This window comes from Absiella sp. AM29-15, assembly GCF_003434225.1.
Lineage (GTDB): Bacteria > Bacillota_I > Bacilli_A > Erysipelotrichales > Erysipelotrichaceae > Hoskinsella > Hoskinsella hominis.
In genome coordinates this window covers 45,426-71,627 of record NZ_QVFL01000005.1, presented here as the reverse complement: position 1 = coordinate 71,627, position 26,202 = coordinate 45,426, and the positions used below count along the sequence as shown (strand labels likewise).

The window sequence follows — 26,202 nt, the reverse complement described above, 5'->3', positions numbered from 1 at the left end:
TTACATTACCTCTTTCTCTTTGTTTAAGTTTTCTGTAATCTGCGCAATGACTTTAGGGAATAATTGATATTCCATGCCATGTACATGTTCTTCCAGTGTTTCTAATGACCATGCAGGATCAATCATAATTTTTTCCTGTGCGATGATTTCTCCAGTATCTACGCCTTCATCTACATAATGTACGGTAACACCTGTAAATTCTGCTTTTGCTTCATATGCATCTAAGATGCCATGTGCTCCTGGGAAATTTGGAAGATAAGCAGGGTGAATATTGATGATGCGGTTTGGATAGTTTGTAAGTAACACTTCACCAATAAAACGCATATATCCGGCTAAAACTATCAGTTCTACATGATTTTCCTTTAAGGTTTTCATGATTTCTGTTTCGTATCCAGCTTTTCCACCATATGCTTTTGGATCTACATAACGATAAGGAATTCCAAGTTTTTTTGCTCGTTCAATGGCATATGCCTGTGGTTTATCCACAATCAGAATGGCACAGTTTGTATCTTTGATTGTGCCATTTTGAATTGCATTGACGATATTTTCAAAATTGGAACCATTTCCACTAGCGAAGATGGCAATATTTACCATTTCACTTCTACCTTTCCACTGTTTGTGACTTCACCAATCACATAGCTTGGTTCATTGATTTCTGCTAATAAGCTTTGAACTTTTTCTACATCAGCTTTATCAACTGCCATCATGAAACCAATACCCATGTTGAATACGTTACACATTTCTTCCATTGGTACTTCACCATATTTTGCGATCATATCAAAGATTGGTTTTCTAGGATAAGCGTTGGTATCAATCACAACACCCTGTCCTTCCTTCAACATACGTGGAACGTTCTCATAGAAGCCTCCACCAGTGATATGTGACATACCTTTGATATCTACTTTATCTAATAAGTGTTTGATTGCTTTTACATAGATTTTTGTAGGTGTTAATAAAACGTTACCTAATTTTTCTCCACCGATTTCATCGTATTCTTTGTGAAGATCAAGTTTTGCGTCTTTTAATAAGATTTTACGAATCAATGAGAAACCATTAGAGTGAACACCTGAACTAGGTAAACCAATTAATACGTTGCCTGCTTCAATTTTCTGTCCATCTAATAATTTGCTTTTTTCAACAGCACCAACACAGAAGCCTGCGATATCATAGTGTTTTACATCATACATATCTGGCATTTCTGCTGTTTCTCCACCAATTAATGCACATTCTGATTGAACACATCCATCCGCAACACCTTTGACAAGCTGTTCGATTTTTGTTGGTTCATTTTTTCCTACTGCAAGGTAGTCAAGGAAGAAGATTGGCGCAGCACCCTGTACTAATACATCGTTGACACACATAGCGACAGCATCAATACCAACTGTATCGTGTTTATCCATTTCAAATGCGATCATTAATTTAGTTCCTACACCATCGGTACCACTTACCAATACTGGTTCTTTCATACCTAATGTAGATAAGTCAAACATTCCTCCGAATGCACCAATGGAATCCATTGCACCTTTGATTTTTGTTCTTGCGACATGGCTTTTGATCAGACGTACGGATTCGTATCCGGCTTCCAGATTGACACCGGCTTCTCTATATTTATCACTCATGTTATTTTATATTCTCCTTTTCAAACTATTTTTCCCAAGAAAGTTTTTCATCTTTCACAGGTTCTGGTTGTTTTTCAGGCTCTTTCTTTAGAGGCTGAGGTTTTACAATCGTTTTCGGTTTTGTTTCTTTTGCTTTTTCTGGTGTGACATACACATTGGTTTCGTTGTTTGGAATACCAGAAAGATTTACATTTCTTGTGACTTTGGCATCATACGTATTTGCTTTTACGATTTCACCTAAATCAATGCCGGTTGTTTCTTTCATGGATTCAAACAATTTCATCATCACGCCCGGTACATTGCCTGCGACTGGATCTATGGCATTTCCTTCGTTGCCGCCAATCACGGTAATCTTATCGATCTTCGATAATGGTTCTGCGATTTTACCAGCAACATCTGGCAATACTTTGATTAACATTTCCGCTACTGCAGCGCCGGTATATTTCTGATATGCTTCGGCTTTTTTATCCATTGCTTCAGCTTCCGCAACACCTTTTGCACGAATAGCTTCCGCTTCGGCTTCACCGACGAGCTGAATACCTTGTGCTTCACGTTCACGGCTGTAACGATCAGCATCGGCTTTGGCTTTTTGTGCTTCCGCTTCTTGCTGAATTTCAAATTTCTTAGCTTCTGCTTCTTTTTGGCGGGTATACAATTCTGCATCCGCTCTTTGCTGTTTCGCAAATTTTTCCGCTTCGGCCTGCTTCTTTACTTCTGCTTCCAGTGCTTTTTCCTTAACTTCTACTTCCTTCGCTTTTAATAGAACTTCACGTTCCTGTTTTGCGATATCCGCATCGGCTGTGGTAACTTCAATGGTTTTACGCTGGTTTTCTTTTTCAATCTGATAAGCAGCATCGGCTGTTGCCTGTTTCATATCTGCGATACGTTTTAATTCTGCTTTCTGCATTGCTAAATCGTTGTTTTTGATAGCAATTTCACGCTCTGCGATAACTCTTGCATCATTTGCCTGACGATCGGCATCGGCTTTCGCAACTGCGATTTCTTTATCAGCTTCTGCTTTGGCAATGGCAGCTTTTTTCTTGATCTGTGATATATTATCAATACCAAGATCATCAATAACGCCATTGGCATCTGTGAAATTCTGTACATTGAAACTAACGATATTTAAACCCATTGCGGCTAAATCCGGCATGGCATTTTCTTTTACCAGCTCTGCAAATTTCTGACGATCAGAAACCATTTCTTCTAGGCGCATACGTCCAACAATTTCACGCATGTTACCTTCTAAAACTTCTCTTGCCACACGTGCCATATAATCAGGTGTCTGATTTAAGAAGTTTTGTGCCGCAAGCTCTAACTTATCGCCATCCGTGCCAACTTTTACATTGACTGCGGCATCTACCTGAATATTGATATAATCAGCGGTTGGTACCATACTGCTTGTTTTTACATCAATCGGAATCAGCTTTAAGCTTAATTTATCCAAACGTTCTAAGAATGGAATTTTAATACTGGCTTTTCCCACAATAATTTTTTTACGAAGACCGGATATGATATAGGCTGTATCAGGTGGTGCCTTTACATATCCGATCGTAATAATCAAAATCAATAGGATCAGCACAATTGCGCCAGCAATATATGGCAATAATGCTTGTAAATCCATAAGAATTTACCTCCTTATTTTTTGAAGTAATCTACACCGTTCTTGAAGATATTCTGAAGTTTTTCACCTTCGATGTTTTTAAACAATCCCTCTTCATAACGTTCGCTGTGTCCCATCTTACCAAAGATTCGTCCATCAGGACTTGTGATACCTTCGATTGCATAAGAACTACCATTTAAGTTATATGCGCCATTCATAGTAGGATCACCATCTAAGTCAACATACTGTGTTGCGACCTGACCATTTTCAAACAGTTTTGCGATCACTTCATCACTTGCGACAAACTTACCTTCTCCATGAGATACCGCAATACTGTGGCAATCTCCTGGTTTAAAGCTTGATAACCAAGGTGATTTATTGCTTGTGACTTTTGTAGTTGCGATGTGTGATACGTGACGGTTAATATTGTTTCTGAATAATGTTGGAGAATCTGCATTCAGGCTTTCGATATCACCATATGGTAATAAACCAGATTTAATCAATGCCTGGAATCCATTACAGATACCTAAGATCAATCCATCATTTTTAAGCAGTGTCTGTACGGCGTTGTTCACTTTTGGATTGCTTAATACATTTGCGATAAACTTACCACTGCCATCTGGTTCATCTCCACTAGAGAATCCACCAACGATCATCAAGATCTGTGCTGTGGCAATCTTTTCACTTAATACATTCAAAGAATGTTCAATGCTTTCTACATTCAGGTTATTGAATACAACGATTTCTACTTCAGCGCCTGCACGTTCAAATTGTTGTTTTGTGTCGTATTCACAGTTTTGCCCAGGGAATACAGGAATGATAACTTTTGGCTTATCATATGTTTGATGAGCTTTCGCATGTGTTTCACTATTGTATTCAGGTGTTGTGATTTTTTCACCATCCTGATCTACAGTCATTGGATAAATCTTGTTGTAACGTTCACACCATACATGGATTGCTTCATCAATATCAATCGTTTCTTCATTAATATGGATATTGTGATCTGCAGTAGTTTTTCCTAACAGAATGAAATCAGCATCTTCAATTGGCGCACTTGTTTCCACGATAATAGAACCAATAGAGATGGAGAACATATCCTCATCACTTGTGACATCTACACCAATTTTATTACCGAAGCTCATCTTACATAACGCTTCAGCGATACCACCAAACTTCACAGTTGCAGCAGATACGATATCCTTATTCAGGATGTGTGCACGTACTTTATTGAAGTTGTTTTTCAACTGTTCATAATCTGGCACCATATTTTCTTTTGGTGTATGTTTTACCAAATACATATAGTTGCCTTCACCCTTTAATTCTGAAGAAATAATATTCTCTGTCTTATCGGTTGTGACTGCAAACGTAATCAATGTTGGAGGTACACAAATTTCATTGAAGGTACCTGACATAGAGTCTTTTCCACCAATGGCTGGTGTTTCAAATGCCATTTCTGCTTCAATCAATCCCAACAATGCCTGCATAGGTTTACCCCATTTTTCAGGATCTGTATGTAAACGTTCAAAGTATTCCTGGTTTGTTAAACGACAAGTTGCCCAGTTTCCACCCAATGCAGTAACTCTGGCAAGTGCTTCTACTACAGAATAAGCAGCCCCTAAATAAGGAGAATATAAAGATACTTCAGGGTTATATCCATGTGTCATGATAGAACATGTATTTGTAAAGCCAAAGACTGGAAGTTTCTGTACACTACCTTCTGTTTCTGTTAACTGATATTTACCACCAAATGGCATCAATACCGTTGATTTACCAATTGATGCATCAAACATTTCAGCTAAACCAATCTGTGAAGCAACATTTGGCTGTTTCAAATCATCTTTGATATTGTTCACGTTTGATTTAAATGGGTTATTATCCACAAGGCCTTCTTTCACAAGAACATCCTGTAAACCACGAACACCATTGGTATTTAAGAAATCACGTGAGATATTCACGATTTCTTCTCCATGGAAACTCATAACCAAACGGTTTTCATCAGTTACTTCCGCTACGATTACACTATCTAAGTTTTCTTCATATGCCAATTGTTTGAATTCTTCAAATTTATCTGCTTCAATCAACACTGCCATACGTTCTTGAGATTCAGAAATCGCAAGCTCTGTACCTGATAACCCATTGTATTTTACAGGTACTTTATCTAAGTCAATTTTTAATCCATCCGCAAGCTCACCAACAGCAACGCTGACACCACCTGCACCAAAGTCATTTGCCTTTTTGATCAGGCGAGTAGCCTCTGGATTACGGAATAAACGCTGTAATCTTCTTTCCATAGGTGCATTACCTTTCTGCACCTCACTAGAACATTTTGTTAAAGATGTATCATTGTGTTCTTTACTAGAACCAGTCGCTCCACCAACACCATCACGTCCTGTAGCGCCACCAATCAATACAACGATATCGCCTTTTTCAGGAGATTTACGGATAACATTTTCTTTTGGAGCGGCACCAACAACAGCACCAACCTCCATACGTTTTGCGACATATCCATCATTATAAATTTCTTTTACATAAGTTGTTGCCAAACCTATCTGGTTACCATAAGAAGAATAACCGGCAGCAGCACCTTTTGAAATTCTTGATTGAGGCAATTTGTTAGGAAGTGCATCCTTGATATCTTTTGTGATATCGCCTGCACCAGTGATACGCATTGCCTGATAAACATAACTACGACCTGACAATGGGTCACGGATTGCGCCACCAATACAAGTGCTGGCACCACCAAATGGTTCAATTTCAGTAGGGTGATTGTGTGTTTCATTCTTAAACATCAATAACCATGTCTGATCTTCACCATCAACATCGACTGTGATTTCGATAGAACAAGCATTGATTTCATCACTGACTTCCATATCATCCAGTTTTCCATTTTTACGCAGGTATTTACCAGCAATGGTTGCCATATCCATCAATGTCATGACTTTCTTTCCACCATGTACATCATTTCTTAATTTCAAATATAAATCATATGATTTCTGAATGGTTTCCTGTAAAGAACCAGCTTCAAACTTCACATTTTGTAAGATGGTTTCAAATGTTGTATGACGGCAGTGATCAGACCAGTATGTATCCAATACTTTTAATTCTGTCATTGTTAAATCACGTTTTTCTTCATTCTTGAAGTAATTTTGTACGTGCTTTAAATCAGCCAGTGTCATTGCAAGGCCTTCTTTATCCATCAATGCCTGTAATGCTGCATCATCCATATCACAGAAACCTGTAATGACAGGAACTGCTTCAATTTCAACATCTTCTTCATAACCTAAGATATTTAAATCTTTTTCACGCATCTCCACAGGGTTAATCAGATATTTTTTAATACCAATGATTTCTTCTTCACTTACATTACCCTCAAGAATAACGATACGTCCACTCTTAATCACTACGTCCTGCTTGTTATTTAACAGCATTAAACACTGTTGTGCACTATCTGCACGCTGATCATATTGACCTGGTAAACATTCATAAGCAATATAAGTTTTACCTGTTAAATCAACATCATCATAAACTTCATCGGTAACAACTTCACTTAATACTTTTTCCTTCAACAATGCCATATCATGATCATCCCCATGGAATACATCATACACATTGTACAGTTCTACACCTGTTAATCCATTCAGATTCAGGTTCTGTTTTAATTCATGAAATAAAGACTTTGCTTCAACACGGAAGGCTTCTTTTTTCTTTACAAATACACGATAGTCCATCTTTTTCACCTTTCTATATATATTGGATATATATTATTCAACTTCAATTACAGAATCAGCTTTTACTTTATCTGCCATAGATTTTTTGAATGCATCTAGTTTTTCAGCCAATGTTTCATCACTTAATGTAATCATCTGGGCAGCAAGAATTGCGGCATTTTTAGCCCCAGCTTTACCAATCGCAACAGTTGCGACAGGAATTCCACCAGGCATCTGTACGGTAGATAATAATGAATCCATACCACCTAAAGCACTTGTCTGAATAGGAACACCAATAACTGGAAGTGTTGTAGAACTAGCTAATACACCACCTAAGTGAGCAGCACCACCTGCAGCTGCGATGATCACCTTGATCCCACGTTCTTTCGCACCTTCACTTAATTTAATGACTTCATCTGGTGTACGGTGTGCACTTAATGCATGTGCTTCAAATGGAATATCAAATTCCTTTAACTGATTGAAGCAAGCTTCCATTGTAGGTAAGTCACTACGACTTCCCATGACGATACTGACGATTGGTTTTCTGTTTTCGCTCATTTGCTTTTCCTCCTATAAAATAAAAAATACATATTGCCTATCTTACCAATATGTACACTAAAAACAGTTATTTAATTGTATTAATATAGCGCATCTTCTTAAGACCATAAGTAAGACCTCCTATAATAATAAAGACGTATTTGCCTGCATACGCAAACAAATACGCCTTCGAACAAAAAGAAAGAGTAATTGTTTGCTTGTAGCCCGCAGATTTACGGTTAGCGGCTAGAAACTTGCCGTCCATATTACGGCATATATACAAGCTAATAGTCAATACATAAGTATTGTACTAAACTTCCTCTTTTATTACAAGCATAAAAGTTACATTTCTTTGGAATTTCTCTATTCTTTTTCTGTTCTTTTCTATTTTTACAACTTTTCCTTATATATTATCGTTTTTTTCAATCATACAAGTACAATTTTCATCTTTTCATCAAAAATTATATTTACCAATAAACATCCTTCTCGCCAATTCGTTGTATCACTTCTTAAAAAATATCATATCCAAAAAAAGGCATATAAATATAAAATTAATTTTCTACATGCAAGTATACATTGCCTCAGTCATTGAAAAGGGTTACAATAATAAAAAGATATATGTAAGGAGGAGTTAAAATGAAATATGCTTATATCAATGGAATTATCCTGGATGGCAGCGAAGATATGGTACCTCAAAAAGGAAAAGTCATTCTTACAGAAAATGATAAAATATTGGGAATTGTAGATAAAGATACTGATCTAAACACCTATCAGAAAATCGATTTAAAAGGTAAATATATCATGCCTGGATTAATTAATTTGCATGTACACTTACCTGGCAGTGGTAAACCTGTAAAAGAAGGTGTAGATAATGGAGAACGTATCAAAAAACTTGCGAAAAATCCAATCGTATTAATTGCTATCAAAAAAATCTGTGAAAAATATGCCAAAATGGAATTGATGAGTGGCGTCACAACCATTCGTACTGTAGGTGGCGCAAAGAATTATGATACAGAAATCAGAAATAAAATCAACGCTGGTAAAATGATTGGTCCTCGTGTATTGGCAAGTAATTATGCGATATCCGTACCTGATGGTCATATGGCTGGTTCTTTGGCCTATATCGCAAATAGCGCTGATGAAGCTGTACAATATGTTAGAAAAATAGCAGAGGATCATCCTGATCTAATCAAATTAATGATCACCGGTGGTGTTTTGGATGCGAAAGCAAAAGGTGAACCTGGCGAATTAAAAATGCCAGCAGAATATGTAAAGGCTGCCTGTGAAGAAGCGCATCATCTTGGTTTAAAGGTCGCCGCCCACGTCGAAAGCCCTGAAGGGGTACGTGTTGCATTAGAAAATGGTGTTGATACCATCGAACATGGTGCACAGCCAGATGAAACAATTCTTTCCTTGTTTAAAGAACGCCACGCATGTCAGGTCGCAACCTTATCACCTGCCTTGCCTTATGCATTATTCGATCGTTCTATTTCTCATGCTACAGAGATGGAACAATATAATGGAAATATTGTATTTGAGGGTATCATCAACTGTGCAAAGGCATGTTTGGAAAATGATATTCCTGTAGGATTAGGTACAGATACTGGATGTCCTTACGTTACGCATTATGATATGTGGAGAGAACTATATTACTTCCATAAATATTGTGATGTATCGAATACATTTGCGTTATATACTGCCACAAAACGAAACGCACAGATTGCGGGCATAGGAAATATAACTGGCTCTATTGAACCAGGTAAGTGTGCTGATTTTGTTGTAACAGCAAACAATCCGTTAGATGATTTATCAGCTTTAAGAGATATTGAAATGGTTGTGACGCAAGGCAAGATTATTGATCAGCCAAAAGTTAAGAAAGACCCTGTAATCGAACAGGAATTGGATAAGTTTTTATAGGAGAACGGTGAATGCCGTTCTTTTTCTATTTTATATATTTCATCATAAACTGTTCAGAATTTTTACCTTTTTAGGATAGACCAATATGGAAAAAATATAACCGGTTATAATTAATTTGCGATTAATTTGATTTTTTTTAGGATTTTTACCTTCTTTTTACGTATGTATATAGTAGAGGGATTATTTACATTTCTCTGGAAAAATTAGAATCTAAAAAAAAACGTAATATTCTTCTGAATATTTTAGATTCTAAATAAAAACATGCTATAATTAGCAAAGGAGGACAATATGAGTAAAACAAATTTAGAAAATTCTTTTATTGAGTTTAAGGAGTATGATAAAAGTTTTAAAAAAGATTTAAAGAAAATTGGTAATACAATCAGTGCTGCTTTAAATTCCATGCACCCAAATCAAACATTCCATTTGTTTATTGGTATTGAAGATGAAACATTTAAAATCACAGGTATAAGTCCAGAAGATATTATTTCATTACGTGATATGATCAATCATAGTTTCCCAAGATCACTTCATCACATAACATTTCATGAAATTAAAGAAAATGAAAAACAGTATCTTAGAATTGATATTACTGGTGATGATTATCCAGTTCCATATAAATCTAATTACTATAAACGATATATGGATGAAACCGTTTTAATGACACCTAATGAAGTAGCTAATTTATATTCGCAAAAGAACAAAAATATTTTAAGATATATGGACATCCCTTTTTCTCCACAAGATTTTAATGCTTTATTTGATAGTTGTGATGATCCAATACTTTTAGAACAAAAACTCAGAAGTAACTTACATATCAAAAAAAACTATATTTCCTCTGATTTATATTATTTAAGCGATCATTTTATTCATCGTATTCATATCTATAATGATATAAATAAAGATGATATCATTATGGACGGATGTTTCATTTCTGTGATTGATGATACACTTGATTATTTTTCTAGTTGTGTTTTTAAATTATCAAAAACTCTTGGTGGCAAAAGAATAAAAATCTTTGATTTGGATATTGAAACAATAAGAGAAATAATTATTAACAGTTTTGTACATAACATCAATTTCCCTGATACAACACCTAGAATTGAAATATACTCCAGTCATATCATTTTTTCATCAGATGGTGAGATTAATAAAAATATAATTGTTTCAGCATATGAGCATGAGTTACCTATTTCCTTTAGAAAAGTAAATAGAAATTTTATCAATATTTTGGCATGTACACAATATATGGAAGCTGCTGGAAGAGGATTTCAGACGTTAATCAAAAAAGCTCATCCTGATTTAGATTTTACTATTTATTGTAAAAATGATATAACTAAAGTGGTCATATATAATAAAAAAATTAGATACAATGAATATATAAAATTAATTGAATTGATAAAGCAATCAAATTCAATAGATATTCAAGAAATAAATGAAGAACTTACTGGTATCATGACTACAGAAAAAATAATGAGTGGCATCTACCTATTAAAACAATTAAAATGGTTAATTATAGATGAGAAAGGACGTGTCATAAGAAATGAGTAAAGTTGATACTACACAGGTTTTTACAACAATACTTCCACTAAAGAATCTAATAGAGGATATTGTGCAAGGAACATGTGACTTAGATGCAAATTATCATCGCCCATATTGTTGGACACCTGCTATGGTTGAAGAATTCCTTCAAGCCCTTTTACAAGGCTTATCTTTCAATCTTTTTATCACTTATCATGAAGATGATCATTATGAAATCATCGATGGCTATCAACGTTTAAAAACTTTATTCATGTTTTATAATGATGAAATCAAATTAAGAAATATCACTTCTAAAAAAATCATTTTGACATATTTAGACGAGTTTAAACATAGTGAAAAAAATGCATGTAAAAAAATTTACAGTAGATATATACAAAGCAATGTAGTTACTAGACTTACATTTTCTTTATTGCCAGAAACTGTCATTGCCAAGTTAAACGCTACTCAAGTTCCTGTTCTCAAAATCAATAGTCACAATCAAGAATCCGCAACATATTTTTATCGACAATATAATGCTTACCAAAAAGAATGCGCACATTTATTATTAAGCCTATCAACCTTTCAAATTTTCAATCAGCCTTTAGAATCTTATGCTGACGTAATCACACCGTTTTGTGAAAAAATACATATCCACTTGCAGATGAAAGATTTCTTTATCATTTTATTCCAAATAATTGGTATTTATGATAACTCTACATTGCGTCTTGGCTGTAAAAACGATGATGTTATCGCCTATATCAATAATCTTAATCAATCAGATCAAACATATATTGCAACACGATTATTTGAAAAAGTTCTTAAAAACATAAAATTAGTAAATCAATCCGATATTAAGGATATTAATCTGAGAAAATCAGGCTTAAAGCTTGTTTTTCTCTATATTATAAAAAAAGACCTTACTTCCTTCGATATAAGTAAAGTCCTAATGAATATTCAAAAAGTACAGAATCAAGCGAAGTACTTCAATACCTCTAAAAACATTGACTTGCATGATGTTTTAAAAACATCTGATGAAAGAAAAATCAACGATATACGCTCTTTATGTTCTTTGTTTAAAGGAATGCATAAAAAACAAGTAGTTGATAACATTTTTCAAAACACCTGTTATTTAATTGACGAATAGAATAAGAGCATGTTTGTTAGCGTTATTTACAAGCATGCTCTTATTTACATTATAAATCTTTTCCGTTTGTTTGAATGACTTGCTGATACCAATAGAAAGAATCTTTTGGCATTCTCTCATAAGAACCTGTACCATCATCATGTTTATCTACATAGATAAAACCATAACGTTTTTTCATTTCACCTGTTGTTGCACTAACTAAATCAATTGGTCCCCACATAAGGTATCCGATACAGTTAACATCATCTTCTATCACTGCTTTTTTCAAAGCTGACAAATGCTGTTTTAAATAATCTATACGATAATCATCATGTACCTTGCCATCCTCACTAACAACATCTACAGCACCTAGCCCATTTTCTGTAATCATGATAGGAAGTTGATATCTTCTATCAATAAAATTTAATAAATAACGAAGTCCAGTAGGATCAATCGACCATCCCCAGTCACTATCTTTTAGATATGGATTTTTCACACCACCAAAGAACGCTTTTTCCATACCTTCTTTTTCTTTGGCAATGCTGACTTCAGATGCATAATAATTAATACCAAGGAAGTCTAAAACACCTTCTTTAAATGCCATTTTATCATCTTCTGTTACATCTAGCTGTATACCTAAACGCTGATATTCACGCAATTTATATTCCGGAAATTTTCCATAACACATCGCATCTATCTGATACAAATCACGTGTCATTCGTTTAAATGATAACATCACATCTTCAGGGTTACAGGAGTATGGATAATTAGGTGTTAATCCAAACACACACCCGATTTTATTGTCTGCATCAATATCACGAGCTAGTTTTACCGCTTTGACACTTGCTACTGTCATATAGTAAGCACATGTCGCAAGTGTTTGCGGTGCATTTTCTAATTCAGAATATTTAATACCTGCCACAAAATATGTAAAGAAATCTGATAATGCCATTTGTGAATCAATATGATTCATTTCATTAAATGTTACCCAATAGTGTACTTTGCCTTTTAATGCTTCAAACATCGTCTTACAATAACGTAAATATAAATCAATGGTTTTACGATTTGTCCAAGAGCCATACTTTCTCACAATCGCAAGTGGCATTTCAAAATGATATAATGTCACAATTGGTTCAATATCATTCTCCAATAATGTATCTACAACGTTTTGATAATATTGGATACCTTTCTCATTAGGCTGTTCATCGTCCCCGTTTGGATAGATTCTTGACCAGTCCACAGATATTCGCAATGTTTTAAATCCCATTTCTTTAAATAACGCAATATCTTCTTTATAGCGATGATAAAAATCAATACCTGTTTCTGATGGATATGTGTATCCAGGGAGTTTTTCATCATGAATCAAACGGTCATGGTGTACATCACCTGATGTCGCAACATCCATCATGGCCAAGCCTTTGCCATCTTCATTCCATGCGCCTTCACATTGATGAGCCGCAATACTGCCACCCCATAAAAAATTTTCATTTAATTCCATATGATTCACCTCTATACAATCACTGTTAAACAGTTTTCCTTTCCTGTAAATATCGTTTCAGTAGATGGTAACACATCCAGATAATCCGCTGTATTTGTGATAACCATAATCACCGTTGTATCATAACCTTCTTTTGTAATTGCTTCAAAATCCGCTTTAATTAATGGTTCTCCAACCTTTACATGATCTCCTTGTTTTACCATTCCTTCAAAATATTTTCCTTCTAATTCTACAGTATCAATACCAATATGAATCAGTACTTCTATCCCATAAGATGTCTTGATACCGATGGCATGGTTTGTAGGAAATAAGCTGACTACTTCTCCTTCTACTGGTGAATGAATGATATTTTCTTCTGGTTGAATGGCAATGCCTTTACCTAATGCGCCTGTGGAGAATGCTTTATCATTTACCTGTGCCAATGCAACCGCTCTGCCTTTGACAGGTACACCAATTTCAGTTTTTGTGAATGTAGAGTTCATTCGTTTTGGTTCTTCTTGCACATGTTCTTCTTGTGGAATACCCAATAGATAAGCAGCAATAAATGCCCCAATAAAGCCAATAATTACTGCCCCTACTGCACAATAGAAATTCATATATTCATTGTTTCCAATAAAAGAAGTAATCCCAAATAATGTTACTGGTGCATAGGATTTGACGCCCATTAATCCACCAAATAATCCTCCAAGACCACCACCAATCATGACAGCAACAAATGGTCTTCTATATTTCACAAATACTCCATAAACAGCAGGTTCTGTAATTCCCATGAATGCACTAAAAGCTGTCGTTCCAAATAATTGTTTTTGTTTTGCATCTTTTGCTTTGAAAAAATATCCAAGTACAGCACCACACACTGCAATATCTGATACAATCCATGCCAAAGTAAATATTGGATCAAATCCTTGCGTTGCATAGAAATTCATATAGATCGGTATGATAAAGTTTCCAGCGCCCATCATAATCAAGAATGGCTGGCATGCGGCATATAACATGACTGCGCTCCAATTTCCAAATGTATTCATCAAGAACTGGAATACCAAATTCAATAAGTCACTCAACCATGTGCCAATAGGTCCAAATAAAGCCAAAGTAATAGGTAGACAAATAACAAGTGTTAAAACTGGATTAAAGAAATATTGTAAGGCTTGTGGCATCAATTTTTCTAATGCTTTTGTTACATATCCCATAAACCATACGCCAAGCAATATTGGAAAGAATGAATTAGAATATGTAATTGTTGGAAGATTTATACCAAATACATTTAACCCTTCAACACCATTGATACCAACTGATAATAAGGTAACAGCAATTGTTACTGCCAAATAAGGACTTGCATGTAATCTTTTTGCGAAAGCCATTGCCATATAAACAGGCAAGAAATAGAATACAGCTTGTCTAAGTGTATCATAAATGAAGTAGGTAGAACTTTCTGGAGAAATTAACCCAGTTAAAGAAACAATAGAAAGTAGTCCTGCAATAATACCTGCGGCCATCATAGGTTCAAGAATTGGATTCATACATTCTGATAATACATCAAGTACAGCTTTAACAGGATTCTTTTTTACCTTCTTTTCTACGCTTGTTTCCAGTCCTAATAATTGTAATAATTCTTCATGAATCTGTGCTACTTGTGTTCCTATGATAATCTGATAAGCTACTTCATTGGATACAACATCAATGACATCTTTCAATGCTTTGATATCATCTGTTTTTGCTTTATTTCTGTCTTTTAATGTAAAACGTAAACGTGTCATACAGTGGACAACTGCTTCAATATTATTTTTTCCACCAACCAATTCAATAATCTGTTCACAAAATTCTTTATATTTCATATAAATTAATTCCTTTCTTCTCTTTGGGTTACACGATGAATATGAAGCATAAGATATGTTTCTTCATCATTTGTTAATTCACTTTGAAATGCATCGCGTACATAAACTCTGATTTTGTTTACACAACTGTACGCTTCTGGATATAAACTTCTGATTTGATTATTTAATTCTTGTTCATCTGAATCATATACATCATGTTTTAACAACCTTGTCACAAAGTATTGTAAGTGTGTGACTAAGCGTATATAATTCATAGAATCTTCATCGAAGTTTATATGAAAATGATACTTGATAATTGCCAGAATATCTCTTACTGTTTCCATTGCTTTTATCTGATGATTTGCGTTGTTTGTGTCATTCTGCAGATTGATGAAATGAAGCGCAATTGCGACAGCTTCATCTGTAGGACAGTCAATATCCATCGTTTTCTGAATAATGGATACTGCATATAAACCAATTTGATAATGCTCTGGATAAAACTTTTTAACTTCCCAGCTAAGCGGACTTTTAATAAACTGATTCTTTTTGATACGCTTAATTGTGAAATCTAAATGATCCAATAATGTTAGGTAAAGATAATCAGATACACATGTTTTGAGTTTTTCTTCTCCAAAGGCAATGATTTGATTTACCATTTGCAAGTACTCATCTTTGGTATTGGATAAAAGAAAGCTAAAGTGTTCTAGTTTATCGTGAGAATCCAGTACATAGGTTTTCTGTATTTCTTCGCTGGTAATTTCCTGTCCTGGTTTCTTTTTAAATGCAACACCTTTGGAATACACAATAATCTCATTTGATCCTCTCTTTACGATAGCAACATTATTGTTCAATATCTGGCTGATTTTCATATTGCAGCTCCTCCTTTCCAGAAAAAAACTCAAATTACATAGGAAAAGCCATTCCAAGTAATTTGAGTTCTGCCTGCATATCAGTAACATACTCAATCTATAGCAGCTTGCTATAGAAGTTTTTTTCTAAATCCATTATATCAAACAAAAGCTCTATTTCAAGCGCTTACATAATTAATTTACCATTTACCATGGTATTTTTAAATAAATCGTGATAGAAAAAAGACCAGTTATATCATAAATATAATTGGTCTTATCAATCACTCTCTAATCTAAAACTTCACCATTCGTTTCAATAACTTTCTTATACCAGTTAAATGATTTTTTCTTATATCTTTTTAAAGTACCGTTACCTTGATCATCTTTATCAACATAGATGAATCCATAACGTTTTTTCATTTCCCCTGTTGTAGCTGAAATTAAATCTATTGGTGACCATACAAAATAGCCTATACAATTTACATTGTCTTCTAATATAGCTTTTTCTAATTGTATCACATGCTCTTTTATATACTCTATTCGGTAGTCATCTTCAACTGTACCGTTTTTTAAAATATCAGCAGCACCAAAGCCATTTTCTGTGATAATAATAGGTTTCCCATAACGGCGATCAAGATAATTCAATGCGTATCGTATTCCAATTGGATCTGTTTCCCATCCCCACTCATTTGATTTTAAGTATGGATTTTTATACCCACCATAAAAGGCTTGTTCAAGTCCTTTTCCATCAAACGAACTAATGCCTGTCATATAATAATTAAGTCCGTAAAAATCTATTGTTCCTAGTTTGAATATTTCTTGATCTTCATCATTAACATGAATTTTAAATCCTTTTTTCTTATATTCTTTCATTTTATAGTCTGGAAACTTTCCATTGCAAAGAGTATCGGCCATAAACAAATCACGATCGCTATCATGTAAAACTTGTAAAGCATCTTCTGGACGACACGTTCCAGCATAAGTAGGTATAAATGCTAAAACACACCCAATTTGATAATCTTTACATATAGAGTGTCCTAATATAATTGCTTTAGAACTAGCAAGTAACATGTTATAGCATATATTTGCAATATCCTCTTCGGGATTTTTTAAATCTTTATGTTCTAGACCACTTACCATATATGATAAAATACTGGACATTTCACTTTTTTGATATGTATGATTTAATTCATAAAATGTCATCCAATATTTTACTTTACCTTTAAATTCAGTAAATAAAGTTTTACAATATTTCAAATAGAAGTTGATCATCTCCTTATTTAACCACGATTGATATTGATTAACTAAATGCATAGGCATTTCAAAATGGCATAAAGTTATCATTGGTTCAATTTTATACTTCAATAATTCATCAATTACACTATGGTAATATTTTAAACCTTTCTCGTTTGGTTTTTCTTCAACTCCAGTAGGATAGATACGGCTCCAATCAATTGATAATCTCAAACTTTTGATGCCTAGTTCAGCAAATAATTTTATATCTTCCTTATAATTGTGATAAAAATCGATTCCCTCATGAGATGGAAAATACTTATCTTTTGGAAGATCTTTCATATCTTTATAAACCTTCCTTGCTTCCTTATTCGTTCCATTACTGACATAATCCATTATTCCAGGACCTTTTCCATCCACATCCCAGGCTCCTTCAAGTTGATGCGCAGCTATTGTTGCACCCCAATAAAAATTCTCATTTAATTTCATATGTATTCTCCTCGTTTAATAGATAATTGCAAAGCAATTGTCTGTTATCGCTAATTGTTTTTTGTTTTCAAGAACTATATCTAAATAATCATTTGAATTCGTTACGACAATTATTACCGTTGGATCATAGCCGGAATCTTTTATGAAATTGAAATCAACTTCACCCAATATATCACCTGTCTTTACAAAATCGCCTTGTTTCACTTTAATATCGAATCCTTTTCCATCTAGCTCAACAGTATCAATCCCAATATGAATTAATATTTCTACGCCATCTTCAGATCTAATCCCTATTGCATGGCTTGTTGGAAATACGGTCACAACTTCTCCTGAAATAGGTGCATATATTGTATGATCCTCTGGAATGATACCGCAGCCTTTACCTAAAGCTTCACTTGAAAAGGCCTTATCATTTAAATCTTTTAATGCAATTATCTTTCCTTTTACAGGGGTTTTTACCATTTCCTTTTGCATTAATGAAATTCCTTCCTCACTATTATGAATTGCTGCATCCTTTTCTACATTATTTTCTGATGGAATGCCTAGTAGATAGGCACTTATTGCTGCACCTATAAATGAAATAGCAACTGCACCAATCATAGCATAGAAATTTCCATAACCGCTATCAGTAATATAGGTAGGTAATCCAAATAATCCACTTGCCATTACATAACTCTTAACATTCATTAAACCTGCAAATAATCCCCCAAGTCCACCACCAATAATTACAGCGATAAAAGGTCGACGATACTTTATAAATGCTCCAAAAACTGCTGGTTCTGTACATCCTAATACAGCACTAAAACAAGTTCCTCCAAATAACTGTTTTTGTTTCGTATCTTTTGTGCGAAAGAAATATCCCAGCATTGCTCCACCAACGGCGATGTCTGAAATTGTAAAAGCTGCCATGAAAATAGGATCGTATCCCATAGTTGTAAAGAAATTCATTACAACAGGGACAACAAAATTACCTGCTCCCATCATGATTAAGAATGGCTGAATTGCTGCATATAGAGCAATCACACTCCAATTGCCAAATGTATTCATAAAGAAATCACAAACTAGGGCGATTCCATCACCAATCCATGTTCCAATTGGTCCAAATAGGAATAATGTAACAGGAAGACATATCGCTAAAACTGTAACAGGTACTAAAAAGAAATGTAAAAACTCAGGAATTACCTTTTTAGTGAATTTCTGAACATATCCCATAAACCATGTTGCTAAAATGATTGGGAAAAATGATGTTGAATAAGTAATAGCAGGAAGGTTTAATCCAAATAGACTTAAATTTTCCATTCCATTAATATTTGACGAAACAAGTATACAGGCAAGAGCTACTGCAAGATATGGGTTTGCATTTAATCTCTTTGCACAAGACATTGCCATGAAAATCGGCAAGAAAAAGAAAACAGCACTTCTAATAGTATCAAAAATCAAATATGTAGGACTTTCTGTTGATATAAGTCCACATAATGTCAGTATTGCAAGAATACCAGCCATCATACCAGCAGCAAGAATCGGTTCAAGTAAAGGTGTCATTGATTCAGATAATAAGTCTAAAATCGCTTTTACAACATTCTTTTTTATTTTCACTTCATTTGTACTATCCATGCCAAGCATACTTAATAACTCCGCATGTACATCATTGACATGTGTACCAATAATGATTTGATAGGATACTTTGTTGTTGACAACATCAATCACCCCATCCATTGCTTTAATATCTTCACTTTTCGCAAGTTTTGGATCTTTTAAAGTAAATCTTAATCGTGTCATGCAGTGAACAACTGCCTGGATATTTTCTTTTCCTCCAACATATTGAATAATTTTTTCATTAAACTCTTTATACTTCATGTTTATTTTCCTCCTGAATCCGTACGATTCGTAACACGTTGCACATGCAGCATTAAGTATGTTTCTTCATCTATTGATAAATCAAAATCGAAATTATCTTTTACATATCTTCTTATTTTTAAAACACACGCATATGCTTTGGGATACATTTCACGTATGTTGGAATTTAATGCTTCATCATTATCTGTATAAGATGAATTTGATTGTATCCTTTGGATAAAGTATTGTAAATGTGTTACAAGCCGCATATAATTTAATGAATTTTCATCTAATTGTATACGGTAATGATACTGAATGATAGATAACATATCTCTTAAAATTTTCATTGCCTGAATTGTATCATCCAATGTTGTTTGTTCGTTTTGTGCATTTACAAAGTGTAATGCAATAGATACTGCTTCATCTTCTGGAAATTCCACATCAAATTGATCTTTTAATAACTTCAAAGCATATTTTCCCACCTGGAAATGATCAGCATAATATTTCTTAACGTCCCATGCCAATGGACTTTTAATGAATTGCCCTTTAGATGCACGTATTAGTGCATAACTCACATGATCTAGTAAGGTCAGATTCAAATAATCATTTATTTTGATATTTAATGATTTCTCACCATATGAAATCACTTCATTTACCAATGCAATAATTTTTTCATCTGTGTTTGCTAAAAGATAACTGAAATGTTCTAACATATCGGAAGAGTCTAATACATATGTTTTTTCAATCTCATCTTCTGCAATTGTTTGCCCAACTTTTTTTCTGAAAGATATTCCTTTTGAATAAACAATAATCTCGTTTTTCCCTCGCTGAACCAATGCAACATTATTGTTTAAAATCTGACTTACTTTCATAAATTCCATCTCCTTTCCAGAAAAAAACTCAAACTGCATAAAAAAGGACAATTTATGCAATTTGAGTTCTGCCTGATCATCAGTAACATACTCTTTCTTGTAGCAACCATTTGCTATAGAAGTTTTTTTCTAAATCCATTATATCAAACAAAAGTGCTATTTCAAGCGCTCACATAATTAATTTACCATTTACTATGGTATTTTTATGGATATAAAACACTAAAAGAAAGGCTAATCATACAATTAATATATCATTAGCCTTCACAATCTTGTTTTAAGATTTTTTCATTTTTTTACTTTTTCTAATACCTTTGATCACAACAAATCCTGTTACACATGTTAAGAAAGAGAAGAAAACAACATGACTATGATCGCCTGTATCAACGGAAGATGAATTTTTATCTTCTGTTTTTTTATCATTCTTTTGTTCCTTATCCACAACCGCATTTGCTTCTTGTTTTTGAAGTTGCTTGATTGCCTGTCGTAAATTAGTAATAGCTGTTTTTACCTCAGCATCATTTGTTTTATTATTTTGAGATATTAAGATAGCTTGTGATAATGCATTCTGTAATTCTTTTAAAGATTTTTCTGTATAAACAGAAGGGTTCTTGATAAGCTCTTGTGCCTGTTGAATGATTGTATTCAATTCATGTTTATCTGTATCTGGCTTAAGCTCCTTTACTTTCAGGTTTTCTTTCGCATCAAATAGTCTTTGATAAGCAGTATTGATTTCATCTAACGTTGCTTTATCTGATTGTAGAATGCCATCTAACTGTGTTTTTGCTTCTTCTAGTGCCTTCCAGCTATCCACTGTGTATTGATTTTTCACAAGAGAAGATAATGATGCCAATAGCTCTTGAGCCTGTGTTTTTGCCTGTTGAATCAATAGTTGTGAGCGAGCCTGTTGTAGCTGTTTGTATAAATCAGATACTGCCTGTTCGCTAGCATTTTCTGGATTTGCGCTCAATTGATATGCTGATGTAATCATTGTATTTATTGCTTCATCTTTTGATTGATTTAAATCTTTTACTTCTTTTGTGATCTGTCCAAGCTTTGATAAGCTATTTGATGATGATCGTTTTTCTAACTGATCCATAGCTTGTAGAAGTTTTTCAACAGCATCATCTATGACTTTTTGTTCAACCTCTGTTGTTTGAAGCAGCGCATCCGCTTCCTCATATGCTTTCTTATAAGGCTCCCAGCTCATCTTTGTGACACTGTTTTTTGTATAACCCTGGGCTTCTTTTTCAAGTGCGGATTGTAGTGCTTTTTGTAATTTTGTTTTATCAAGAACTGGTGTATGTTTCGGTTCAAGTAATGTTTTTGCCTTCTGCAGGCTTGTTAATGTATCATTGATCAATGTTTGATCTGCCTGTTCATTTTTCAATACACCCTGTGCAGTTTCAAGTATTTTTTTAAATTCTATCCAGCTGTCTGGTGTATAATCATCTTCTTGAAGCTTCATGCCTTCCGCAATTTCCGCAGCCAGTTTTGTTTTATCAATCACTAACTGTAGTGCATTTTTTGCCTTTTCCAGTAAAGATGTTGCATCATCAATTTGTTGTTGTGTATCTGCGATTTCATAAATTTTAGAGGCATTTTGGAATGCTGCTTGATATGCCTTTACACTTTCTTCTTGATAAGCATCAAGATTCATATTCAAATACGTTTCCATTTCTTTCTTCAATGCATCATAACTTAATGCTTTTTGTGGTTCTGTCGTAATCTCATAATAATCAAATGATACTTTTGGTTTACTGCCTTCAGGAGCATCACTTGGACAATCTTTCACAACCACTTCTACTTTATGTTTCTCATTAGATAATGGCTTACTTTCAAACACTTTACTTTTTGGTTCACTGCCACTGACTTTGGTAAAGGTAGAGAATGTTCCTTGATTTACCCCATCTATGATGACATCGATATTCGCACCAGCATAACCACCTGATGCTTCTAATTTCATGAAATATAAGGCAAGTTTATTTCCCGTAAATTCAAATGAGAAGCTGCTGCCTTTTTGGATTGTTTCACTGATTGTGCCAAACTCATGTTTTCCTTCATCCCATGTTGTCCAGCCATCAGAATATGTAATACTTTGATCACGATCATCTACTTTTACACAATTCTGTGGCATAACGATTTCTATCGTTTTCTGTGCATATAAATAATGCTCTTTATCTTCCGCTTTGACAATAATTGTTCCTGGATGTGTACATGTTAATACTCCCTTTTCATCGATGGTTGCGATATTGCTAGGTAGTTTTAAATCATTTTCCACAGACCAGGTGATATCCCCTGCACTTGTTCCTGATGGTGTTGTCATTACGCTTAATGGGATACTTGTTTGTTTTGATAGATCTATTTGATCATCACTTATGATACTCATATTTGTTGGGTTTCCTTGACGGAGTATTTCAAATGCATCTAAGGAAATCTTCGCTTTTGTGACTATAAGCTGTGCATGATGAATGCCTTCTGGAAGATTTTTTACTTCATAAAACACTTGTTGTCGCAATGTTTCTGTACTATTGGTATCTATGTTTTCTCCTACTTTTTTACCATCGATATATAAGTCAAACGTATGGGTATTCCCTGCTTTCATGCCTATGACTTTTAAACCATTTCCTGAGAAATAGAAATCTAAAGAGCTTCCATCCTGGTCTGTATATTTTTCTGTGGACATATACTGTCCACCATCTGTCCAGTCACCCCAGCCAGAGGAATAATTTATCATTGGATCACGATCATCCATTTTTACGATATGATAGATATCCTCTGGTTTTATTTCTTTGCTTAATGTACCACTTCTACCATCAGTATCCACAGCAGCGACTTTATAAAAGCCACTGTTTCCATCCATTTGATATGGTGTATGTGCTGTTTCACCAATTTTTTTATATTGTTCGTTCTCATCTTTTTGATAAATATCATAACGTGTTGCGGATGGCATTTCATCAAAGTCAATGAGTATTTTATTTCCATCTGTATAAGCTTTTACATTTTCCACAGCTTTTAAAGGTCGATCAGGAATATTTTCGATAGTATATGTTTCATTTGCGACTGTTTGGAAACTGATTTTTCCATCTTTTTGTGTTGTTTTTACGATATCTCCATTATGTTTTACCACTGCCTGATCAATATTTGGATATGCAATTGTACATTCGTTTCCACTCTTTGATAAGATGGAAGCACTATACAGATTGGAAGATTTCCAATCCATACTTACTTCAAAATTGCCACGAGCAACTAATCCATCCACATGTCCATCCTGCCATTCATCAGCTAATGCAGGCAATAAATTGATATATCCCATATTGCTTTGTATGAGCATCTCTGCTACACCAGAAGTATAGCCAAAGTTTCCATCAATCTGAAATGGTGGATGTGCATCCCAAAGATTTGGATATGCGCCTGCTTTAAAGAATGCTTTGATAATTTCATATGCATGATTACCATCACCAACACGTGCCCATGAATTTAATCGTTGTCCCATTCCCCAGCCAGTCGCATCATCACCTCTTGATGTTAAAGAAACAATGGCAGCATCCAAGTACTTTTCATTATCTACATTGATCAAATCTCCAGGAAATAAGCCTAATAGATGTGACATATGACGGTGGTGTAAATCCGTATTAGGAACACTTCCCAGTGTTGTTTCACTATACCATTCTTTAATTTGTCCACTATCGCCGATTTCGATTGGGTTTAATTTTGACTGGATATCTTTCCATTCTTTTACTAAATCCTGATCAACATCCAATGCCTCTGCGGCTTCAATGCTGTCTTTATATAATTGCCAGATCAGTGATTGTTCATAGGTATTTCCTGCTGTATATGGACCTTGTTCAGGTGAATACGCTGGTACTGTCACAAGTCTGCCTGTTTCAGGATCTTCCCGTAATATTTGTTTATATAATGTAGCTTCTTCTTTCAACATTGGATAAATTTCATTATGTAAGAATTCTTTATCCTGCGTGTATTCGTAGTATTCGTAACAATTTTGAAGAATCCAAGGAACTGCCGCTGGTGACCATCCCCAGCTGAATGCCCAGCCCGGACATGTCCAGCCAAATGGTGTATTCTGGGTATGTGCACTAAATCCATTTTCCGGATGTTCTGCGTCACTTTTTACGCCAAAATAAGTTTCAGCCGTTACTCTACCTGGTTCACGAAGACTATCCACATATTTTATTAAAGGTATGCCACATTCTGCCATATTGGTAACATACGTTGGCCAATAATTCATTTGCAGATTTACATTCATATGATAATCAGAGCCCCATGGAACTTCGTTTTCATTTCCTACACGATCATTCCATACACCTTGTAAATTGGCAGGTAAATCATCTCCTCTGGATGAAGAAATCTGTAAATATCGGCCATATTGAAATAATAAAGTTTCTATATAACGGCGATTTCCTGCATCTGCATTTCCATTGTTGTAGGCAGTCAATAGTTCATCTGTAGTTAAATCTGGCATTGTCTGTCCTAAGTCAAGATGAACACGTTGGAATATATTCTGATAATCTTCTATTCCTGTTTGTTTGACTTGAGCATAGCCTTTTTTTACGGCTGCATCAATTACATTTTTTACACGTTGATTTAATTGATCATCACTTTCTCCTGTACGATATGCAGGATAATCGTTTTTATAGTCCGTTGATGCACTTACAAAAATCGTTGCTTCTGATGCATTTTTTACATATAATTGATCATCTGCTGCTTCTATACTTCCATCCTGTGTTGTTACAGCTAATTGTCCATTTAGCTTCAGCTGATTGTCTTTCATTTTTCCTTGAACGACAATGGTATTATCTTTCACTGTTGTGACAACATCTTTTTGTAAATTCTCGCTTGTTTCATTTTTTACAGGAAATGATACATGAAAGTTTAGTTTATCATTACCTTTTGCGCTTACTTTCATCGCAATTACATCATCTGGATAACTTGCCAGATATTCACGATGATAATCTGTGCCATTTAATGTAAAATCCACAGTTGCTAACGCATCATTTAAATCTAATGCACGTTCGTAATTAGATGGTGTCCCATTTAAACCGAAATCTAAATAGATATCGCCAAATGCCTGATAAGAGCCATATCCATCATGACTGCCAACGATTTTTCCACAAGCATTTGCAGCATCCGGGTCACCATTTAAAAACATATCCTGGACTTTTTTCACATAGTCTGCCATTGGCATTCCATCAACGGTTGTGACATTTCCACCATTGTAATCTTTGCGAGAATCACTTGGTCCTCCTGTCCACAATGTTTTTTGGTTAAATGTTAAGTGCTCTTTGCTAATTTCACCATACACATTGGCACCCATTCTGGAATTGCCAATCGGTAAAGATAACTGTTGCCATCGATCATTTTCCTCTGTTGTGTTAAAACCACCGCTTCTTCCGGGTATGAGTGTTCCCTCACTCACTGGTTCATCAAAATTGATTTTTAAATCCGGTGTAGTCTGATTATCTGTTGCAAGTATTCGCATACTGCTTACTGGTATACATGTGCATACCATGGCACAAGCCAATAAAAAACTTGGCGCTGCTTTTTTTACATATCTTGTTATACCTTTCATT

At 34.6% G+C, this 26,202-nt stretch carries 15 protein-coding genes and 1 riboswitch; of the genes, 3 read left to right on the top strand and 12 right to left on the bottom strand.

Annotation, left to right across the window (positions count from 1 at the left end; genetic code table 11):
- Genes purN through purE form a run of 5 tightly spaced genes read right to left on the bottom strand, consistent with a single transcriptional unit; the run spans position 1 to position 7,487 of the window.
- Complete coding sequence (gene purN, locus DW761_RS06625; RefSeq protein ID WP_117454350.1) at positions 1-594, bottom strand: phosphoribosylglycinamide formyltransferase; 594 nt, start codon at positions 592-594, stop codon at positions 1-3.
- Positions 588-1,619: a phosphoribosylformylglycinamidine cyclo-ligase gene (gene purM, locus DW761_RS06620; protein ID WP_117454349.1), complete on the bottom strand. Its 1,032-nt coding sequence runs from the start codon at positions 1,617-1,619 to the stop codon at positions 588-590. The genes purN and purM overlap by 7 nt, the downstream gene beginning before the upstream one ends.
- A gap of 25 nt (positions 1,620-1,644) precedes the next feature.
- Positions 1,645-3,243: a flotillin family protein gene (locus DW761_RS06615; protein ID WP_117454348.1), complete on the bottom strand. Its 1,599-nt coding sequence runs from the start codon at positions 3,241-3,243 to the stop codon at positions 1,645-1,647.
- Positions 3,244-3,257: 14 nt separating this feature from the next.
- Positions 3,258-6,950, bottom strand: a complete 3,693-nt coding sequence (locus tag DW761_RS06610) for a phosphoribosylformylglycinamidine synthase (RefSeq protein WP_117516961.1) — start codon at positions 6,948-6,950, stop codon at positions 3,258-3,260.
- Between the two features lie 33 nt (positions 6,951-6,983).
- Positions 6,984-7,487 carry a 5-(carboxyamino)imidazole ribonucleotide mutase gene (gene purE, locus DW761_RS06605; protein WP_117516959.1) on the bottom strand — a complete coding sequence of 168 codons (504 nt, stop codon included), beginning with the start codon at positions 7,485-7,487 and terminating at the stop codon, positions 6,984-6,986.
- 180 nt (positions 7,488-7,667) lie between these two features.
- A riboswitch (purine riboswitch) is annotated at positions 7,668-7,769 on the bottom strand.
- A 333-nt stretch (positions 7,770-8,102) separates the two neighbouring features.
- Here purE and DW761_RS06600 point away from each other — a divergent pair.
- The 3 genes from DW761_RS06600 to DW761_RS06590 all read left to right on the top strand — a co-directional run bounded on the left by DW761_RS06600 (position 8,103) and on the right by DW761_RS06590 (position 12,045).
- Entirely contained in the window at positions 8,103-9,383 is a 1,281-nt protein-coding gene (locus DW761_RS06600) for an amidohydrolase family protein (protein WP_117516957.1), read from the top strand.
- Between the two features lie 288 nt (positions 9,384-9,671).
- Entirely contained in the window at positions 9,672-10,931 is a 1,260-nt protein-coding gene (locus tag DW761_RS06595; RefSeq protein WP_117516955.1) for a helix-turn-helix domain-containing protein, read from the top strand.
- Entirely contained in the window at positions 10,924-12,045 is a 1,122-nt protein-coding gene (locus tag DW761_RS06590; RefSeq protein ID WP_117516953.1) for a DUF262 domain-containing protein, read from the top strand. The genes DW761_RS06595 and DW761_RS06590 overlap by 8 nt, the downstream gene beginning before the upstream one ends.
- Positions 12,046-12,094: 49 nt before the next feature.
- On the opposite strand, the gene DW761_RS06585 is transcribed toward DW761_RS06590, so the two are convergent.
- The 7 genes from DW761_RS06585 to DW761_RS06555 form a co-directional block, all read right to left on the bottom strand.
- Positions 12,095-13,522, bottom strand: a complete 1,428-nt coding sequence (locus DW761_RS06585; RefSeq protein WP_117516951.1) for a glycoside hydrolase family 1 protein — start codon at positions 13,520-13,522, stop codon at positions 12,095-12,097.
- Between the two features lie 11 nt (positions 13,523-13,533).
- Positions 13,534-15,357 (bottom strand): beta-glucoside-specific PTS transporter subunit IIABC, encoded by a 1,824-nt coding sequence (locus tag DW761_RS06580; protein ID WP_117516949.1) that lies wholly within the window; start codon positions 15,355-15,357, stop codon positions 13,534-13,536.
- A 5-nt stretch (positions 15,358-15,362) separates the two neighbouring features.
- The gene (locus tag DW761_RS06575) at positions 15,363-16,205 is read right to left on the bottom strand and encodes a PRD domain-containing protein (RefSeq protein WP_117516947.1); all 843 of its coding nucleotides are present in this window, start codon (positions 16,203-16,205) and stop codon (positions 15,363-15,365) included.
- A 267-nt stretch (positions 16,206-16,472) separates the two neighbouring features.
- A complete protein-coding gene (locus tag DW761_RS06570) occupies positions 16,473-17,906 on the bottom strand; it encodes a glycoside hydrolase family 1 protein (protein WP_117516945.1) in 1,434 nt (477 codons plus the stop codon).
- A 15-nt stretch (positions 17,907-17,921) separates the two neighbouring features.
- Positions 17,922-19,763 carry a beta-glucoside-specific PTS transporter subunit IIABC gene (locus DW761_RS06565; protein ID WP_117516943.1) on the bottom strand — a complete coding sequence of 614 codons (1,842 nt, stop codon included), beginning with the start codon at positions 19,761-19,763 and terminating at the stop codon, positions 17,922-17,924.
- Positions 19,764-19,765: 2 nt separating this feature from the next.
- The gene (locus DW761_RS06560) at positions 19,766-20,614 is read right to left on the bottom strand and encodes a PRD domain-containing protein (protein ID WP_117516940.1); all 849 of its coding nucleotides are present in this window, start codon (positions 20,612-20,614) and stop codon (positions 19,766-19,768) included.
- A gap of 274 nt (positions 20,615-20,888) precedes the next feature.
- A complete protein-coding gene (locus tag DW761_RS06555; protein WP_117516938.1) occupies positions 20,889-26,201 on the bottom strand; it encodes a glycosyl hydrolase family 95 catalytic domain-containing protein in 5,313 nt (1,770 codons plus the stop codon).
- Position 26,202: the final 1 nt, after the last annotated feature.

Bases quoted from the DNA above. Each gene is read 5' to 3' on its own strand.
- purN (WP_117454350.1), bottom strand. From the start codon at position 594: ATGGTAAATATTGCCATCTTCGCTAGTGGAAATGGTTCCAATTTTGAA.
- purM (WP_117454349.1), bottom strand. From the start codon at position 1,619: ATGAGTGATAAATATAGAGAAGCCGGTGTCAATCTGGAAGCCGGATAC.
- DW761_RS06615 (WP_117454348.1), bottom strand. From the start codon at position 3,243: ATGGATTTACAAGCATTATTGCCATATATTGCTGGCGCAATTGTGCTG.
- DW761_RS06610 (WP_117516961.1), bottom strand. From the start codon at position 6,950: ATGGACTATCGTGTATTTGTAAAGAAAAAAGAAGCCTTCCGTGTTGAA.
- purE (WP_117516959.1), bottom strand. From the start codon at position 7,487: ATGAGCGAAAACAGAAAACCAATCGTCAGTATCGTCATGGGAAGTCGT.
- DW761_RS06600 (WP_117516957.1), top strand. From the start codon at position 8,103: ATGAAATATGCTTATATCAATGGAATTATCCTGGATGGCAGCGAAGAT.
- DW761_RS06595 (WP_117516955.1), top strand. From the start codon at position 9,672: ATGAGTAAAACAAATTTAGAAAATTCTTTTATTGAGTTTAAGGAGTAT.
- DW761_RS06590 (WP_117516953.1), top strand. From the start codon at position 10,924: ATGAGTAAAGTTGATACTACACAGGTTTTTACAACAATACTTCCACTA.
- DW761_RS06585 (WP_117516951.1), bottom strand. From the start codon at position 13,522: ATGGAATTAAATGAAAATTTTTTATGGGGTGGCAGTATTGCGGCTCAT.
- DW761_RS06580 (WP_117516949.1), bottom strand. From the start codon at position 15,357: ATGAAATATAAAGAATTTTGTGAACAGATTATTGAATTGGTTGGTGGA.
- DW761_RS06575 (WP_117516947.1), bottom strand. From the start codon at position 16,205: ATGAAAATCAGCCAGATATTGAACAATAATGTTGCTATCGTAAAGAGA.
- DW761_RS06570 (WP_117516945.1), bottom strand. From the start codon at position 17,906: ATGAAATTAAATGAGAATTTTTATTGGGGTGCAACAATAGCTGCGCAT.
- DW761_RS06565 (WP_117516943.1), bottom strand. From the start codon at position 19,763: ATGAAGTATAAAGAGTTTAATGAAAAAATTATTCAATATGTTGGAGGA.
- DW761_RS06560 (WP_117516940.1), bottom strand. From the start codon at position 20,614: ATGAAAGTAAGTCAGATTTTAAACAATAATGTTGCATTGGTTCAGCGA.
- DW761_RS06555 (WP_117516938.1), bottom strand. From the start codon at position 26,201: ATGAAAGGTATAACAAGATATGTAAAAAAAGCAGCGCCAAGTTTTTTA.